The 16,049-nt window shown below is 70.9% G+C and carries 14 protein-coding genes and 2 pseudogenes; 6 read left to right on the top strand and 10 right to left on the bottom strand.

Annotated elements, in window-relative coordinates; all coding sequences use genetic code 11:
- Positions 1 to 53: 53 nt before the first annotated feature.
- A complete protein-coding gene (locus tag BM290_RS34710) occupies positions 54 to 488 on the bottom strand; it encodes a TetR/AcrR family transcriptional regulator C-terminal domain-containing protein (protein ID WP_280522850.1) in 435 nt (144 codons plus the stop codon).
- An 18-nt stretch (positions 489 to 506) separates the two neighbouring features.
- A pseudogene (locus BM290_RS50835) lies at positions 507 to 596 on the bottom strand (TetR family transcriptional regulator); the annotation flags it as partial.
- A 33-nt stretch (positions 597 to 629) separates the two neighbouring features.
- Here BM290_RS50835 and BM290_RS34705 point away from each other — a divergent pair.
- On the top strand, positions 630 to 872 hold the full coding sequence (locus BM290_RS34705) for a hypothetical protein (protein ID WP_093620155.1): 243 nt from the start codon (positions 630 to 632) through the stop codon (positions 870 to 872).
- Here BM290_RS34705 and BM290_RS34700 read toward each other — a convergent pair.
- From BM290_RS34700 to BM290_RS34685, 4 genes are all read right to left on the bottom strand, one after another.
- Positions 869 to 1,429 (bottom strand): hypothetical protein, encoded by a 561-nt coding sequence (locus BM290_RS34700; RefSeq protein ID WP_093620154.1) that lies wholly within the window; start codon positions 1,427 to 1,429, stop codon positions 869 to 871. The two genes, BM290_RS34705 and BM290_RS34700, sit on opposite strands and share 4 nt — an antisense overlap.
- A gap of 83 nt (positions 1,430 to 1,512) precedes the next feature.
- Positions 1,513 to 2,823, bottom strand: coding sequence for an MFS transporter (locus BM290_RS34695; RefSeq protein WP_093620153.1), 1,311 nt, complete (start codon positions 2,821 to 2,823; stop codon positions 1,513 to 1,515).
- A 79-nt stretch (positions 2,824 to 2,902) separates the two neighbouring features.
- Entirely contained in the window at positions 2,903 to 3,352 is a 450-nt protein-coding gene (locus BM290_RS34690; protein WP_373871126.1) for a MarR family winged helix-turn-helix transcriptional regulator, read from the bottom strand.
- A 101-nt stretch (positions 3,353 to 3,453) separates the two neighbouring features.
- The gene (locus tag BM290_RS34685) at positions 3,454 to 4,896 is read right to left on the bottom strand and encodes an NCS2 family permease (protein ID WP_093620152.1); all 1,443 of its coding nucleotides are present in this window, start codon (positions 4,894 to 4,896) and stop codon (positions 3,454 to 3,456) included.
- 234 nt (positions 4,897 to 5,130) lie between these two features.
- Here BM290_RS34685 and BM290_RS34680 point away from each other — a divergent pair, with 234 nt between their 5' ends.
- A complete protein-coding gene (locus BM290_RS34680) occupies positions 5,131 to 5,346 on the top strand; it encodes a DUF2530 domain-containing protein (RefSeq protein ID WP_093620248.1) in 216 nt (71 codons plus the stop codon).
- On the opposite strand, the gene BM290_RS34675 is transcribed toward BM290_RS34680, so the two are convergent.
- Positions 5,343 to 6,164: a DUF3027 domain-containing protein gene (locus BM290_RS34675; protein ID WP_177320016.1), complete on the bottom strand. Its 822-nt coding sequence runs from the start codon at positions 6,162 to 6,164 to the stop codon at positions 5,343 to 5,345. The genes BM290_RS34680 and BM290_RS34675 overlap by 4 nt on opposite strands.
- 102 nt (positions 6,165 to 6,266) lie before the next feature.
- On the opposite strand from BM290_RS34675, the pseudogene BM290_RS34670 reads away from it, so the two are divergent.
- From BM290_RS34670 to BM290_RS34655, 4 genes and pseudogenes are all read left to right on the top strand, one after another.
- Positions 6,267 to 7,709: pseudogene (locus BM290_RS34670) on the top strand (MFS transporter); the annotation flags it as partial.
- 821 nt (positions 7,710 to 8,530) lie between these two features.
- A complete protein-coding gene (locus tag BM290_RS34665; protein ID WP_093620151.1) occupies positions 8,531 to 9,163 on the top strand; it encodes a futalosine hydrolase in 633 nt (210 codons plus the stop codon).
- Between the two features lie 302 nt (positions 9,164 to 9,465).
- Complete coding sequence (locus BM290_RS34660) at positions 9,466 to 10,650, top strand: MFS transporter (RefSeq protein WP_093620150.1); 1,185 nt, start codon at positions 9,466 to 9,468, stop codon at positions 10,648 to 10,650.
- Between the two features lie 69 nt (positions 10,651 to 10,719).
- A complete protein-coding gene (locus BM290_RS34655; protein ID WP_093620246.1) occupies positions 10,720 to 11,316 on the top strand; it encodes a TetR/AcrR family transcriptional regulator in 597 nt (198 codons plus the stop codon).
- An 85-nt stretch (positions 11,317 to 11,401) separates the two neighbouring features.
- On the opposite strand, the gene BM290_RS34650 is transcribed toward BM290_RS34655, so the two are convergent.
- From BM290_RS34650 to BM290_RS34640, 3 genes are read right to left on the bottom strand one after another with little or no spacing between them, the layout of a single operon-like run.
- Positions 11,402 to 12,757, bottom strand: coding sequence for a GH1 family beta-glucosidase (locus BM290_RS34650; protein ID WP_093620149.1), 1,356 nt, complete (start codon positions 12,755 to 12,757; stop codon positions 11,402 to 11,404).
- 11 nt (positions 12,758 to 12,768) lie between these two features.
- Positions 12,769 to 13,941, bottom strand: coding sequence for an MFS transporter (locus BM290_RS34645; protein WP_093620148.1), 1,173 nt, complete (start codon positions 13,939 to 13,941; stop codon positions 12,769 to 12,771).
- Positions 13,938 to 15,962 carry an amidohydrolase family protein gene (locus BM290_RS34640; protein WP_093620147.1) on the bottom strand — a complete coding sequence of 675 codons (2,025 nt, stop codon included), beginning with the start codon at positions 15,960 to 15,962 and terminating at the stop codon, positions 13,938 to 13,940. Before BM290_RS34640 ends, BM290_RS34645 begins: the two co-directional genes overlap by 4 nt.
- Positions 15,963 to 16,049: the final 87 nt, after the last annotated feature.

The following is a 16,049-nucleotide window of genomic DNA, read 5'->3' as shown; positions in this document are numbered from 1 at the left end:
CCGCCGGAGACGACGCACGGGCGGCGGCCCCGACTCGAATGCCGTCCGCGGCTTCAACGCGACCCACCGGCGGCAGCCTCGGCCCTGATGCCGTGGAGCAGGAGCCGTAGGCCGTAGGTGAACTGTTCGCTGGACCCGACGATCGGCAGAGTTTCCCCCGGCAAGCCGCTCATCGCTTGGCTGACCCGGTGCCAGCGCTCGTCGCGTACTCCCGCGTTCACCGCCATGGCGAGGGCCGCTGTCACGTACGCGATGAGGGTCTGCAGGGTCTGGACCACCGCTGTCGGTGACAGGCCCGCCTCGGTGAGGGAGGCGGTGATGCCGGCGGCAAGCCGGAGCCCGTGGACGCCGAGCGGCGGGCGGGCCGCGATATGGGCGGCGATTCCCGGATGCTGGAGGGCAGCCGACCGAGCCGCAGCGAGGATTCCACTGAGGCGCTGGTCCCAGGGGGTCTCCGGGCCGGGGTCGACGACGCCGGCGAGGGCCAGGTCAGCGACGGCGTCGAGCAGGGCCTCCCGGTTGGGGAAGTGCCGGTAGATCGCCATCGGGTCGCATTCCAGGTCGGCGGCGATACGGCGCATGGACATGGCGGGAGCACCTTCCTGGTTCCCGACCTGATCCTCTGCGCGGTGCTGCTGGCGGGAGCGCTGCTGCCGGAGCGGGCCGCTGTCCTGGCGCTACCGGCCGGGCTCGCCTACACGACGGGTGTGCTCACCACGTCGGCCTTCTCCTACGTGGCACGTGGAGAGATCGGGATGCCCAGCATGATCGGCGCGGTCGTGTCGGGGGTGATGGCCGCGATCCTCACCCGGCGGCCGACGGCGGAACTCGCAAGATCGGTGAAGGTGGGCCAGGCCTCGCCGAATTCCTAGAACGCCGCACCGGGCTCGTGCCGCAGAACCAGGCCGGCCGCCTCCAGCAGGCCTTCGACGCGGACGCGCTCGAAGTCGAGTTCCACGCCTTCCAGCCCGTGCAAATATTCGCGGATGCCGAGGCAGCAGCAGGCCAGCCGGAGCCGGGAGTCGTAGGCGGTCATCACGGCCGCGCGGTACGCCTCGCCGTGCGGGCCGGAGCGGCGCTGGTGGTCGAGACGGCGCAGGTCGTACGCGATCTGCTCGATCGTCGGCATGTGCAGCGCCGCCATGCGGGCCGCCGGGTCCCACGCCCGCAGGGTGCGGTCCAGGCGGCGGTGGGCCCGGTCGTCGCGGCCGCGGGGGCCCCGATCGTCGCGGCGGCGGTATCGGCGGACCACCCGGCGCACCGAGGTTCGCTCACCGTGATGCCGCTCACGCAACTCGCTGCGACCGCGGCGGGTGAACAGGCGACGGAGATCGGTGACCCCGCCAGTGATCATGATGGTTGCGGCGCACGGCAGGATGAGCAGCGCCGACAGCGCCGCCGACAGCACAGCAATGTGCCCGATCGCCACGGTTCGACGCTAGGCGCTGACCGGGCAGGCGGGAATACCCGTTCGGTGGAGCCGGCCATGCCAACATCACGGTGGGTGCAGAATCAGACGCCGACGCCCGAACCCGACCGGACCAGCGGCTCGGCGTGCGGCCGCGGGATCTCGAGCGGGGCCGCCACCACGTGCACCCGGGGCTGGGAGCGCAGGGTGATCCGGATCCGGTCGCCGCTGACCCGCAGCTGCCAGATCAGCGCGCCGACCGCGGCCAGGAAACTGACCAGTCCGGCCGCCCAGATGCTCGACGGCACCCCGAAACGCTCGCCCCACCAGCCGGCCAGCGACGCCCCGATCGGCGTGGTGCCGAGGAAGACCAGGACGTAGAGCGACATCACCCGGCCGCGGAACTCGGCGTCGACGCCCATCTGGACCCGGTGGTTGCACCCCTGGGCCAGGTAGATCGAGAAGAACCCGGTCGGGACGAGCAGAAGGGCGGCGGTCACGAAGTTCGGCGCGAACCCGACGGCGAACTCGAACACCCCGAAGAGCAGAGCGGCACCGATCACGAGGTACGGCCCGGGGCGCGAACGACGGCGGGTGCCGGCCAGCGCCCCGCCCAGCGAACCGATCGCCAGACACGTGGTGAGCAGGCCGAACGTCGACGGCCCGGCACCGAAGTCGATCTTCGCGAGAGCGGCCAGGGTGACCGGGAAGTTGAACCCGATCATGCCGATCACGGCCATCATGCAGATCGGCAGCAGCAGGTCGTGACGCTTCCCCACATACCGCAGGCCGTCGATCACCCGGGCGCTGCCGCGAGCCTTGCGCTCGGCGCGGTAGAGGTCTTCGGGACGCATCCGCAGGTAGGTGAAGACCGGCGCGATCGCCAGCGCCGTGGAGATCAGGAACACACCGGGCGTGGAGAGCAGCGCGAGCAGCACCCCGGCGAGAGCGGGACCGCTGATCCGGGCCACGTTGAAGGTGGCCGCGGAGAGCGCCAGCGCGTTGGGCAGCAGACGCAGCTCGACCAGCTCGGAGACGAACGACTGCCGGACCGGGGTCTCGACGGCGTTGGCGATGCCGAGGAACAGCGCGGCGACGAACACGTGCCAGAGCTCGACCACCCCGGCCGCGACCAGCACCGCGAAGACGATGGCGAAGAACGCGAAGGCGGCGTTCGCCGCGATCAGCAGCTTGCGCTTGTCGTACCGGTCGGCCAGGCGGCCGCTCCAGAGGGTCAGGAGCATGACGGGTACGAACTGGAGCGCCGTCACCACACCGAGGGCGCCCGGGGAGTTGTCGGAGAGTTCGAGGACCAGCCAGTCCTGGGCGGTGAACATCATCCACACGCCGATGAGCTTCACCATCTGCCCGGCGGTGAAGAGCCGGTAGTTCTTGACCTGTAGGGATCGGAACATGGCGTTCAGAGCGGCCGCCCCCTAAGTTTCGTCGTACGCGTCAGAAACACGTGACGAAGCGGAACGACCAGGGGCCGGCTCAGCCGCGGGCGACTCGCTGCATGATCTCAGCGGCCTGCGCCAGGGTTTCCCGTTCCTCCGGAGTGAGCCGCTCCAGCTCGGCGGCCAGCCACTCGTTGCGGGCCCGCTCGTGCAACGCGTAGACCGCCCGGCCCTCGTCGGTGGCGGCCAGGATCACCTGCCGCCCGTCGGTCGGATGCGGCGTACGCGCTACAAGCCCGCGCTCCTCCAGCTTGCCCACGATCTTGGTCATCGTCGGGGGCTGGACCCGCTCGACGTCGGCGAGCTCACGAGGAGTCAGCGCACCGGCCAGTTGGAGGCTGGTCAGCGCGGAGAGCTGACTGAACGTCAGGTCACCGACCGGGCGGGCCTGCCGGACTCGCCGGCTGAACCGGATGATCGCGTCCCGCAGCGTTTTGGCCAGCGTGTCCGCTGTCGTGCGCTCCGTCGTCATCACCCGCTCCGTCACGGTCTTTAGCCTAGCTAATGAGCATGGCTAACGACATCTGTTGACCCATATGACAGCCGTCACCGGGCCGATGACGCGCCCGGTGACGGCTCTGCGAAACCTCAGAGGATCCAGGATTCCAGCGGACCCCGCGCGAAGTACAGCACGAACAGGGCCGCGATGCCGTACATCAGCGGGTGGATGTCGCGTGCCCGCCCGGTGGCCAGCTTCAGCACCACGTACGAGATGATCCCGGCGCCGATACCGTTGGAGATCGAGTACGTGAACGGCATCAGCGTGACGGTGAGGAACGCCGGCACCGCGATCGTGTAGTCCGACCAGTCGATCTGACGAACCGTGGTGATCATCAGGAACCCGACGACCACCAGCGCGGTCGACGCCGCCTCGAACGGAACCACCTTCACCAGCGGGGCGAAGAACATCGCGACCAGGAACAACGCGCCGGTGACGAGGCTCGCGACACCGGTACGCGCGCCCTCGCCGACGCCGGAGGCGCTCTCCACGTACGACGTGTTGCTGGAGACGCTGGCCGCACCACCGGCCGCCGCGGCGACCGAGTCGACGAGCAGGATCTCCCGGGTCCGCGGGGGCATGCCCTCCTCATCGAGGAGCTCACCCTCCTGCCCGACCGCGACCATCGTGCCCATGGTGTCGAAGAAGTCCGTCACCAGCAGGGTGAAGACGAACATCAGCACGACCAGCGGACCGGCCGTGCTCCACGAGTCGAGCACGTTGAACTTGCCGATCAGCGACAGGTCGGGGGTGTCGATGATCTGGTCCGGCAGCGCCGGCACGTTCAGCGACCAGCCACCCGGCTTGACCACGGCCGGGCCCAGCTTCGCCACCGCCTCCACGATGATCGCCAGCACCGTGGTGCCCAGGATGCCGATCAGGATGGCGCCCTTGATCTTGCGCACGAAGAGCACCAGCGTGAACAGCAGGCCGATCACGAAGACGAGGGTGGGCCAGGTCACCAGCTTGCCGCCCAGGCCCAGCTCGACCGGGACCGTGGTGTTCGCGGCGTCCGGGATGCGGTGCACGAACCCGGCGTCGACCAGACCGATGATCATCAGGAACAGGCCGATGCCCACGCCGATCGCGGTCTTCAGCTGCGTGGGGACGGCCTTGAAGACGGCCGTACGCAGACCGGTCAGCACCAGGATCAGGATGAGCACACCCTCGATGACGACCAGGCCCATCGCGTCGGCCCAGGTCATCTCCGGCGCGATCTCGTACGCCACCAGCGCGTTCACACCGAGTCCGGCGGCCAGGGCCAGCGGGAAACGGCCCACCACACCCATCAGGATCGTGATCACACCGGCGACCAGCGCGGTCCCGGCGGCGAGAGCGGTGATCGGGAGCTTCTGGCCGTCGGCGTCGATGCCGCCGGCCAGGATCAGGGGGTTCAGGACCACGATGTAGGCCATCGTGAAGAACGTGACGACACCGCCACGGACCTCCCGGCTCAACGTCGAGCCGCGCTTGGTTATCTCGAAGTACCGGTCGAAGCCGGTGGGGGCAGCCGCTTCGGTATCAGCAGACATGGGACCTTCCGAAAGGATGGCGCAGTGGTGAACGCGCGCATGCTTTCAGATGCAACTACTCCTGCAAAAGCGAAGTGATGTTACAACTCTCACGCGCTGCGCCGATGCGATGCGTAGTGGTCGTACCCTGTCGGAGTGAGTGACCTGTCTCCCGCCACGCGCACCGGCGAACCCCTGCCGGGCCTCGCCGTGGTGACCGGGACGAAACCGAGGCCCGCCCCGCTGGACCCACCCATGGTCCCGTTCGCGCTCGCCGGTGTCGCCGCTTTCGCCCTCGCGTCCCTGATCACCTGGCTCGGCCACGCGCCGCAGTCCTGGGTCGAGATCAGCGTCGCGGGCCTGGTGTGGGGCATCCCGGGCACGCTGACCATGGTGGTGCACGACCGGGGCCGCCGGCGCCGCCGAGCGCTGACCCACCCGGATTTCCAGGTGGTGGAGGACAAACCCTAGCTGTGGCCGTAATCCTCGGCCGGGTCGCCCGACTCGACCGAGCCGTGGCCGCGGCTGACCGCCACCGTCTCGACCTCACTGTCGTCGTAGACCGTGGGCAACTCGTCGACCGGCTGCTCGGCCGCGCTCAGCAGCGCCTCCGAGTGCGCGCCACAGCCGTGGTCGGCGCTGACCGCCCGGCCGTCGTCGGGCGCGTAGAGGTTGCCGCAGACACCGAACATGGTCCGCAGCGACCCGGCGAGCGGCAGGTAGAAACCACAGGTGCCGCAGCGGGCGTTGCGCGGGGCGGCGGAGGAGATCGGGGCCTCCGGGCCGGAATCACCGTCATACCACCGCTGGGCCGTCTCCATCCGGCCCTCCTGCGACATCACCCGGGACCGGCCGAGGCCCAGCTCCCAGGACACGTCCTCGACCGCGGCGTCGTCACTGAGGACGTAGCCGGGGGTGAGCCGGTCGTCGTCGGGCGCCGTCGGCATCAGGTCGCCGACACCGAGGTCGCCGGGCTGCACCCGCTCGTTCCACGGCACCCAGCCGGGGGCGAGCAGAGCGTCCGGCCCCGGCAGCAGCACGGTCTCGCAGACGGTCACGTGGCGGCTGCGCGGCACCCGGGTCACCGTGACGGCCCACCGCCAGCCGCGGTAACCGTCGAGATGGCTCTCGAAGAAGTGAGTCACGACACGGTCGCCCTCGGCGATCACTTCGAGATGCTCACCGATGTCACTGGGGTCCACTTCGGTGATGGCACCACGGGCCACCCCGACAGCATCGGCACAGACCTGGTCGAGTCGGGCGGCGCGGGAGGTGGTCCTGGAGGTCACCCGCCCATTGTTGCCTACCGAACCGGGCGACCCGCAACGACTCCCCAGATAGCCGGGCGTCAGAGGCGGCACGGGTCGCCCCGATCAGTCAGGATGGTTCCCATGCCGCAGTTCTCCGCACTCGGGCGCATCGTCGGCACCGGCATCAAAGCGGGCCGGTTGGTGGTGCGTGGCTCGGTGCGTGGCGGCGCCTGGGCCACCCGCCGGGTCGGGCTGGCCCGGGCCAAGGGCGCGGCCAACGAGATCGGCATGATCCGCCTCTTCGACCTGCACGCCGTCTCCTGTGCCGGTGACGCGCTGATCGCGATCGGCCTCGCCGGGACGATCTTCAGCGTCCCGCTCGGCGAGGCCCGCAGCAAGGTGGCGCTCTACCTGCTCATCACGATGGTGCCGTTCGCGCTGCTGGCCCCGGTGGTCGGCCCGCTGCTCGACCACTTCCGGCACGGCCGGCGGTATGCGTTGGCCACCACGTTCCTGGGCCGCGCCTTCCTGGCCTACGTGATGTCCGACAACCTGCTCGGCTGGGGCCTCTATCCGGCGGCCTTCGGGGTGCTGGCGCTCTCCCGGGCGTATGGGGTGGCCCGCTCCGCCGCCGTGCCCCGGCTGCTGCCCGAGGGTGTCGGACTGTCCCAGGTGGGCGCACGCGCCAGCGTCTACGGCACCTTCGCCGGTGGGCTGGTGGCGCCGATCGGACTGCTCGCGTTCAAGTTCGGCCCACAGTGGCCGCTGCGGGTCGCCACCATCATCTTCCTGGTCGGCATGGTGGTGTCCCTGCGCCTGCCGCCACGCGCCGACTCCGACCCGCCCGAGGCGCTCCCCCGCGCCTGGCGCACGATGCTCGGCATCAGCCGCGACGCCGCGGACCGCCCGCTCTCCAACCGCCTGGTCGTCGCCACCCTGATCGGCAGCAGCAGCCTGCGCCTGCTCTACGGTTTCATGCTGCTCTTCCTGACCTTCGCGATCATGGGCGACCAGCTGACCACTGAGGTCTTCGGCTACGAGCTGGGCCGCAACGTGGCGGTCGGCCTGGTCGGCGGCGCGCTGGCCCTGGGCACCTTCCTGTCCACCGCCGCCGGCACCGGCCTGCGCATTCGGCGGCCCCTGGCCCTGCAGTCCAGCGGCCTGATCGTGACAGCCGGCGTCGCCGTGCTCACCACGATCTTCTACAACCTCGCCATGGTCACGCTGCTGGCCCTGCTCACCGCCACCTTCAGCGGCCTGGCCAAACTCGCCGTCGACGCCAGCATCCAGGAACGCGTAATCGAACGGCAGCGCGCCACCGCCTTCGCCCACTCCGAGACGGCCCTCATGCTCGCCTGGGTGGCCGGCGGCGGCCTCGGCCTCATCCCCTTCGACGGCCGGCTCGGCCTGGGCTTCGCCGCCCTGCTCGCGGTGCTCGCGGCGGCCAGGGCCGCCTGGTCGGCGGCGCGCCTGCACAACGAACGGTTGGCGGGCCGGCCCGACGCTCCGATCCCCGGCGAAGACCCCCTTGGTGGTACGGCCACAACGCCCGCCTCGCGCGGCCACCGCCCCGCGAACCCGGACGACACCATCAACCTCAGCGGCGCCCCCACCACGAACCTCGACGACACCACCGACCTCCGAGGCTCCCGCGGCGACCTCCACGACGCCCGCGGCGACCTTCCCGGCTCCCGCGGCGACCGCGACCGCCGTGCCTCCGGGGCCACCGGCCGTGACGTGGGCAGCTCGGTGCCGGACGACGATCGGGAAGCCTGGCTCGAGGCCGAGGACACCTGGCCCGAGGACCCGTGGGCGGCCGGCACCCCGGCGAGCCACGGCGGCTCCGCGCAGGACACCGGTGGCCGCCGCACGGCTCCCGCCTCGCGGCCCGCCGGCTCCCCGTTCCGCGACGGCGACACCCAGCGCCTCGACCCCGAACCCGACGGCCGCCGCTGGTGGCAGCGAAAGCGTGCGACCCCCGCGGGCCGGACGGCGACGGCGGGCCGCGGCACCCCCACCGGCCGAGCCAACGGCGACCCGCCGGACGGACGACCGGGCAGCGCCACCCGCCGGGGCCGAGGCAACGGCGAACCGGCCGACGGACGATCGGGCGGCGTCGGCTGGGCTCCGGGCACGGAAACCGGCGGCGCCGGCAGCAGCGACCCGGGCGGCGAACGGTCCGGCCGCATCGGTGGCCGCGGACGCGGCGCCACGGGAGCGGGCGGCGTCGGTGGGCGTGGACGGACTCGTGGTGAGCCGGGCGGCGGCAGCCGGAGCGGTGATCGCTGGGAGGGAAGCGGGGAGACCGCTGGGCCGCCGGTGGCGCCACCCGGATACCACGTGTATCGGCCGTCGTCCGCCGGGTCCCCGGCGCGTGACGGTGATCCTGCGGAGAATGAGGACTCGTGAACTCGTACCCCCTCTTGGTGGTGACCGCGGTGACCGCCGAGGCCGAAGCCGTCCGGGCCGGCCTCGACCCGGGAGACGTCGTGGTCGAAGCCGTGGGGGTCGGGCCCGCCGCAGCCGCCGCAGCGACCGCGAGGCTGCTCGCCGGCCGCGCCTTCCGTGCCGTGGTCAGCGCCGGGATCGCCGGCGGTTTCCCGGGCCGCGCAGCCGTCGGCGGCCTGGTGATCGCCACCCGCAGCATCGCCGCCGACCTGGGCGCCGAATCCCCCGACGGGTTCCTGCCGATCGAGGAACTCGGGTTCGGCACCAGCGTCCTGGACGCCGACCCGCAGCTCGTCAAGGCCCTGCAGACCGCCCTGCCGACCGCGATCACCGGTGACGTCCTCACCCTCGCCACCGTCACCGGGACCGCCGCCACCGCCGACCGGCTCGCCGCCCGCTTCCCGCTGGCCGCCGCCGAGGCCATGGAGGGCTACGGTGTCGCGTCCGCCGCGGCCGGGGCAGGCGTGCCGTTCGCCGAACTCCGCGCCGTCTCCAACCCGATCGGCCCCCGCGACCGCGCCGCCTGGCGTCTGGGCGACGCGTTCGCCGCACTCCGCGCCGCCGCCCCTGCCCTGCCCACCCTCCCCTGACCCCGACCGCCGTGTTCGGCCGGCCGAAAATCGGGGGCGCCATCACCTCTCCGATGTTCGGCCGGCCGAACATCAGGTGGCTTTGACGAGGGCGGATCTCGCGCGGTCGATGGCCGGTGTGCGGGCCGGGCGAGGCGACGTGCGGCATGACGGCGGAGGCCGGGTGAGGACGGCCTGGGCGCTTCGGCCTTCGGATGAATCGTTTACACGGAAAATGTTGCTGTCGGCGATCGTGAGCGGCATGCTGCGCTGACGGACCTGTGATCGGGACCACGTGGTGCTGACGGCGAAACGAGGCATCGATGGACGATGAGAGCGCGGGCGGCATGTCGGCCGGCGCGCGTGCCCGGCTGATCGGCGCCGGGTACGCCGCGCAGGGGCTGGGCTATGCCGCGATGATGACCGCGTTGCCGTCGTTCAAGGATCGGCAGCACATCGATGACACGTTCGTGTCCGTGCTGCTGCTCCTGGTGGTGATCGCGGCGGCCGGTGGCTCGATCCTCGCCGACCGGATCGCCGCCCGCTGGGGCAGCCGTTACGCGCTCGCGTCCGGTCTCTTCCTGGCCGGCGCGGGACTCGCCGGCACCACCGTGTGGTCACCCAATGCGATCTTCGCCGGGATCCTTCTTGCGTACGGGGTGGGCCTCGGCGCGGTCGACGCGTCCCTCAGCATGCAGGGTGTGCTGGTGCAGGCCCGGCTGGGACGCAGTGTGATGAGCCGGCTGTTCGCCGCGTACACGGCCGCCGCCATCGCCGCCGCACTGATCATGTCCGGCTCGCTGGAATCGGGTGCGGGCGCGGCGGTGGCGGTCGGGGTGGCCGCGGTGTACGCGGTGCTGATCGGCGTGGTCGGCTGGCGGTTGTTCGAGCCGGGCCGGACACTGCGGTCGAGCGTGGCCCACGCCGGGAGCGGCCGGAGCCTACGCCCGATCGTGCTCGTCTGCGGCATGTTGATCTTCACCGCGTTCCTGGTCGACTCGGCGGTCAGCACGTGGAGCTCGGTGTATCTGCAGGACTCGCTGACGGCGGCCGCCTCGGTGGCGCCGCTGGGCTATGCCGCCTACCAGGCCGCGGTGCTGGTCAGCCGCCTGGTTGCCGACCATGTGGTGCCCCGGGCCGGGCGTGTGCCGATCGCGTTGGGCGCCCTCGCGGTGTGCGGCATCGGGTGCGGTCTCATCGTGGCGCTCCCGGCGATCGGTGCGGCGGTGGCCGGGTTCGCGGTCGCCGGCATCGGGGTCGGGGTGCTCGTGCCGTTGGCGTTCAGCGCGGCCGGCGAAGCAGCCATGGAGAGCAGCGACGAGGTCATCGCGAAGGTCAACCTGTTCAACTACGGCGGAGCCCTTCTCGGCGCGGTGCTGCTGGGAGCACTGTCCGAGCCGGTCGGCTTGCGGTGGGCGTTCCTGATCCCGGTGGTCGCCGTGGTGGCGACGCTGCCGCTGGCCCGCCGGGTCGGCCACTTGACGGCCCGAGAGCCCGCCATCAGCTAGCCCCACCCTGCGGGGCTGGTACGGCGCTTGCGGTCGGGAGGGCGGGAGCGCTGTGGCTAAGCTGTGCCCGTGCCGAAGCTGGTGGATCACGACCTGCGCCGGGCGGAGTTGCTGGCCGCTGCCTGGCGGGTGGTTCGGGCTCGGGGTGTCGAGGGCACCACGACTCGGGCGATCGCCGATGAGGCGGGGTGTTCGCTCAGTGTGCTGGCGCATTTTCTGGGCGGTAAGGACGACATACTGGTCGCGGCGCAGAAGGCGATCTATGACCGGATCGTGGAGCGGGCGTTCGAGATCGGTGGCGATCTGTTCGGGCTGGACGGGTTGCGGGCGGCGCTCGAGGCGGTGCTGCCGCTGGACGAGGAGCGGGCCGCGGACGCGCATGTGAACGTGGCGTTCGCCGGGGCGGCGCTGTCGCACCCACGGCTGGCCGAGTCGCGGCGGGATTCGCACCGGGCGATCCGGGTGCACCTGATCAACTGTTTGCGGGAGGCTCGGGAGCTGGGCGAGCTTCGGGCCGGTGTCGATGACGAGGCGGTGATCGACGACTTCATCATCCTGGTCGAGGGCAGCACCCTGCTCAGCCTGGTGGACGGCTGGGCCGAGGAGGGCCGCGCCGACCGGCTGTCCCGCCTCGCCAACCAGTTCGTGGATCAGCTGCGCGCCTGAATCGCTCCGAGCGGCGGAACGAAAGCACCACGAGCGGCACCGCCGAGGACTGCAAGCGGTGCCGCAGCAGCGGCGGGAAGCGGCTCTAAGCGGCGCGCGGCTGGGACGCGATCAGGTCTCGGTACCAGTAGTAGGAGTCCTTCGGGGTACGCGACAGATCCGAGAAGTCCACGTAGATGAGGCCGAAGCGCTCCTCGTACCCCGCCGCCCATTCGAAGTTGTCGAGGGCTGACCAGACGTAGTAGCCGTCCACCCGTACCCCCGCGGAGACAGCCCCGGCCACCGCGGAGAGGTGAGCGTCGAGATAAGCGATGCGCCGCTCGTCGTGGACCCGGCCGTCAGGCCCGGGCGCGGCGTCGTGGAACGACGCCCCGTTCTCCGTGATGATCACCGGTGGCAGCGCCGGGTACCGCTCCTTGAGCGTGACCAGGATCTCAGTGAGCCCCGACGGCACGATGGCCCACCCGAAATCAGTGCGTTCGTCGCTCTTCACCGGCACCGGCGAGAACGGCATTCCCTCCGGAATGTCCACTTCGAGCACACCGCTGTAGTCCTTCCCGGCCCGCGGCGCCTCGATCATCGTCGGCTCGTAGTAGTTGACCCCGTAGAAGTCGAGACGTGCCTTGATCAGTTCGAGGTCCCGGTCGAGTTGCGCGTCCGGCACGCCGACCCCGGCGCGGATCAGCTCGCTCGGGTAGTCGCCGCGCAGGATCGGGTCGGAGAAGGTCCAGTTGGTCAGGTCGGAGAAGAGCGTCGCGGCCGCGACGTCCTCCGGGGAGTCGGTGGCCGGCGTCACCGGGAAGTGCTGGTTGGCGATCCCCACGGTTTTCGCGCCGTGGGTACGCAACACCTGCACCGCCAGTCCGTGGGCGAGCAACTGGTGGTGCCCGGCGGGGAGCGCTCCGAGTCCGAGCCCGCGGGCCGGGGCGTGATCGCCGAGCGCGTACCCGTAAAGGGTGTGCACGTTCATCTCGTTCATGGTGATCCAGTCCCGGACCCGGTCACCGAGTCGCAGCACCAGCGTGCTGGCGTAGTCGGCGAGCCGGTGCGCGGTGTCCCGGTTCATCCAGCCGCCGGCGTCCTCGAACTCCTGGGGCAGGTCCCAGTGGTAGAGCGTGGGCACCGGCCGGACGCCGGCGTCGAGCAGCGTGTCCACGAGCCGGTCGTAGAAGCCGATGTCGCCGCCGAGCACCCGTGGCCAGGAGAAGGAGAACCGGTAGTCCTGCACGCCGGCCGCGGCGATCAGCGCGATGTCCTCGGCGTACCGGTGGTAGTGGTCGATCGCCACCCGGCCGTCCTGGCCGTTGCGGACGGTTCCGGCCTGTGCGGTGAAGGTGTCCCAGATGCTCGGGCCCTTGCCGCCCGCGTCGGCCGCGCCCTCGATCTGGTAGGACGACGTCGACATGCCGAACCGGAAGCCGGGTGGGAACTGGGGGTACAAGGTGGTTCCTTTCAGTGGATCGCCCGGAGGCGGGGCAGCAGGGCCAGCGCCAGCAGCGCGAAGCCGGCCGTGACCAGGTAGAGCGTGCGGTAACCGCCGAGCGCGGTGACGATCGGCGCGGCGAGCACCGGGGCGAGCATCTGTGGCAGGGTTCCGGCCACGTTGGCGACGCCGAGCATGGTGGCCCGGGTCTCCGGGTCCGGCAGGACGTGGGTGAGCACGGCCATGTCGACCGCGATGTACGCACCCCAGCCGACCCCGACCAGTACGGACGCGGCGATCACCACGGGCACGACCGGGACGAGGGCCATCAGCGCCGTGCCGGCGGCGAGGATGACGGCGCCGGCGGCCACGAAGACCCGGCGCCTCTCCCAGCGGTCGGAGAGCACTCCCCCGGCGAAGCCGAAGATGCCGGCGAACAGCACGTTCACCACGGTCACGATGAGCACCCAGGTGGCCGCGTCGCCGACGCCGACCTCGTCCGACAGGTAGTAGAGCAGGTAGACCAGGACAAGCGCGTTGACCAGGTTGAGCAGGAAGCGGATCAGCCAGGCCCAGGCGAACTGCCCGCCCGGCCAGTGGATCTTCGCGCGACCGGCGACGACCACCGGCTGTTCCCGGCTGATGATCAGCAGCGAGGCGCCGAGGGCCGGCACCGCGATCGCCACCGCGACGTAGCCGGGGGTGGTCGAGCCGGCCGCCACCGCCACCGCCGTGCCCAGGATGACGCCGATGATCTGGGCGACTCCGAACAGGGCACCGACCGTGCCCCGCTGCCGTTCGGGCACCTGGTCGCCGATCATCGCGGCCAGCGCCGCCATCGGCCCGTTCAGCCCGACCTGCACCAGGATCCAGCCGGTGACCATGAGCGTCGTGGTGTCGGCCGCGGAGAGGACGAGGAGTCCCGCGACGCCGATCAGGGTGCCGGCCACGAAGATCGGCCGGCGCTTGCCGAGCCGGTCGGAGACCATGCCCCACAGTGGATTGGCGGCCATGGAGGCGCCTGCGCCCCAGGCGGTGACCAGGGCGAGCAGCGCCTCCTTACCACTGTCGCCGGCGAGGTGGGCCGCCTGCTCCGGGAGCAGGATCTGGATCGGCCCGAACCAGCCGGCGGCCACGCCGATCATGGCGAGCGCGTAAGCGACCATCCATGACCGGCGGACCGGCGTTTCGACAAGCGTCACGCACGGGACCTTTCCCACATCACCGTGTACGCCTCGGCGCCGCTGAGCAGCTGCTGCCGGAGCAGTGGGCCGTCGGATCCGGCCGAGTTGATCAGGTCGGTGACCCAGTCGGCGTAGAGCCCGTACTGGGCGACGCCGTCGGTGTTGAGGTTGAAGGTGCGGCTGCCGTAGACCTGCTTGGCGACCGTGGTGCCGTTGGTCGCGGTGAACGGGTAGTTGAGCGGGCTGGACGCGGCGTCCAGGCGGGGCGCCGCCTGCGGGCCCAGGCCGTTCACGTCGGTGCCGACGCCGTACCCGGTGATCTTGGAGCCGTTGGCGAGCGCCCGGTGGGTGCGCCACTCGTCGAGGAAGGTGGGCGTGCCCTGGCCGTCGTCGTGGGCCGCGAAGGCGTAGCTGGCGACGAAGCCGCCGACACCGAGCGTCCGGTTGATCAGGGCGGGGTCGGCCCAGGTGTGCACGGAGGCGACGCCCGGGTATTTCGCCTGCTCGGCCAGGTCGAGGACCGCTGACGCGGTCTTCACCCCCATGTGGTCGATGTGGATGATCATGCCGCGGTTCATCATCGCTTTGACGAGGTACGTGCCGAGATCGGTCAGTCCACGGGTGTTGCAGATCTTGCCGCTCGGGTAGACCGGGAGAACCGTGCCGGCGGGCAGGCCGACGCCGAGTTCCAGCAGTTTGGCGAGGTCGTCGCTGACGATCGGCTGCTCGTTGTCGGACGGGCCGGTGCAGCTGGTCGCCTGCCACCAGTGGCCGGTGGAGAGCAGGTTGCCGACGTTGATCGCTGCGCCGGTGACGCCCTCGTCGAAGCGGGTGCCGCCGAACGCGTTGTCGAACTTGTGCACCGGGTAGAGGCCGCTCACGCCCAGGCTCTGCAGCTCGTTGAGCCCGGCGTCGATGTCGGCGGTGGTGCACTGCGGGACGTTCTTGATCTCCCGGCAGTTGAAGATCTCGGAGTTCTCCACACCGATCGTGACGGCGAGTTTGCCCTGGGCGGCGATGCTGCGTACCTCTGCCGGGGTCTTCGCCAGCCGGAACCAGCCCTTGCCCGGACCGCCGCTGCGGGCGTCCACATAGTCCTGCATCTTCTGCAGATAGAGCGCTTGCGCCCGGATCTGGTCCATCTCGTTGCAGGAGGTGTGCTCGGGGGTGAGCTCGCAGATCACCCGGTTGGCGACCAGCAGCACGTTGAGCACCCGCTGCCCGGACTTCCAGGTCCGTTCCAGGCTGCGGAAGTAGGAGGCCTCGTGCAGCAGCGTGTCGTACTGCGGCCAGTCGCCGAAGGTGGGCCAGCCGTCCTCGGCCGAGTTGATCGGGTCGGTGCCGGCGATGATCGCTTCGAGCAGGGCGCCCCAGCCGAGGGTGCCGTGCGAGGCGCAGCCCTTGAGGGCGACCGTGACACCGCCGGGCGCGTACGCGTCCCCGCAGTGCAGTGCCCCGCCGAACGCCTCACCGGCGGTGATGTGCGCGTGCGCGTCGATCCAGCCGACGAGCTTGCCGCCGGCGTCGACCGCGGGTCCCGGGGTGCCGCTGACGCCGGTGGCGATGTCCGGGTTGGCGACGCACCCGGAGGCCGGGGCGAGCTTGAAGGTGGCGCTGCCGGTGCCGAGCCCACCCAGGTAGGAGCCGGCCTGCTGACCGGTCGCGGTGTTCACGAACTTGTAGCTGCTGCCGTCGGTGGTGACCGTCCAGTCGGCGCGGGCGCCGTACTCGGATCCGGCCCACACCCAGTTGACGACGCTCTGGTAGGGCGGCGCCCCGTCCTGGTCGCGCAGGACGTAGCGCCCGAGCTGGGTGGCTTCCAGCCGGAAGGGTTCGGCACTGGCGACGGCGCTCTTGAAGCCGTACCCGACCGAGTCCTTCCAGACGTAGCCGAGTGACGTCGAACCGTTGAAAGCCTGGAGGGTGACGCACGCGCCCTCCAGGTCGTAGGCGGGCGTCCAGCTCGCGGCGCTGGCGGGCGTGGGCAGCCCACCGACGAGGCCGAGCACCAAGACGCCCGCGACCAGCTTACGGATCACAAGACACCCCCTTGGTCGATCACTTGATCCAACAAGGCGGAGTGTAGGAAGGATCACACCTTCAAGGCCAGAGGGAGACATGAATAT

It is taken from the genome of Actinoplanes philippinensis (assembly GCF_900113015.1).
Lineage (GTDB): Bacteria > Actinomycetota > Actinomycetes > Mycobacteriales > Micromonosporaceae > Actinoplanes > Actinoplanes philippinensis.
Note: the sequence above shows the minus strand (reverse complement) of the source record. Positions and strands in the feature narration are given on the sequence as shown.

Bases quoted from the DNA above. Each gene is read 5' to 3' on its own strand.
- BM290_RS34680 (WP_093620248.1), top strand. From the start codon at position 5,131: ATGGTCCCGTTCGCGCTCGCCGGTGTCGCCGCTTTCGCCCTCGCGTCC.
- BM290_RS34685 (WP_093620152.1), bottom strand. From the start codon at position 4,896: ATGTCTGCTGATACCGAAGCGGCTGCCCCCACCGGCTTCGACCGGTAC.
- BM290_RS34695 (WP_093620153.1), bottom strand. From the start codon at position 2,823: ATGTTCCGATCCCTACAGGTCAAGAACTACCGGCTCTTCACCGCCGGG.
- BM290_RS34660 (WP_093620150.1), top strand. From the start codon at position 9,466: ATGGACGATGAGAGCGCGGGCGGCATGTCGGCCGGCGCGCGTGCCCGG.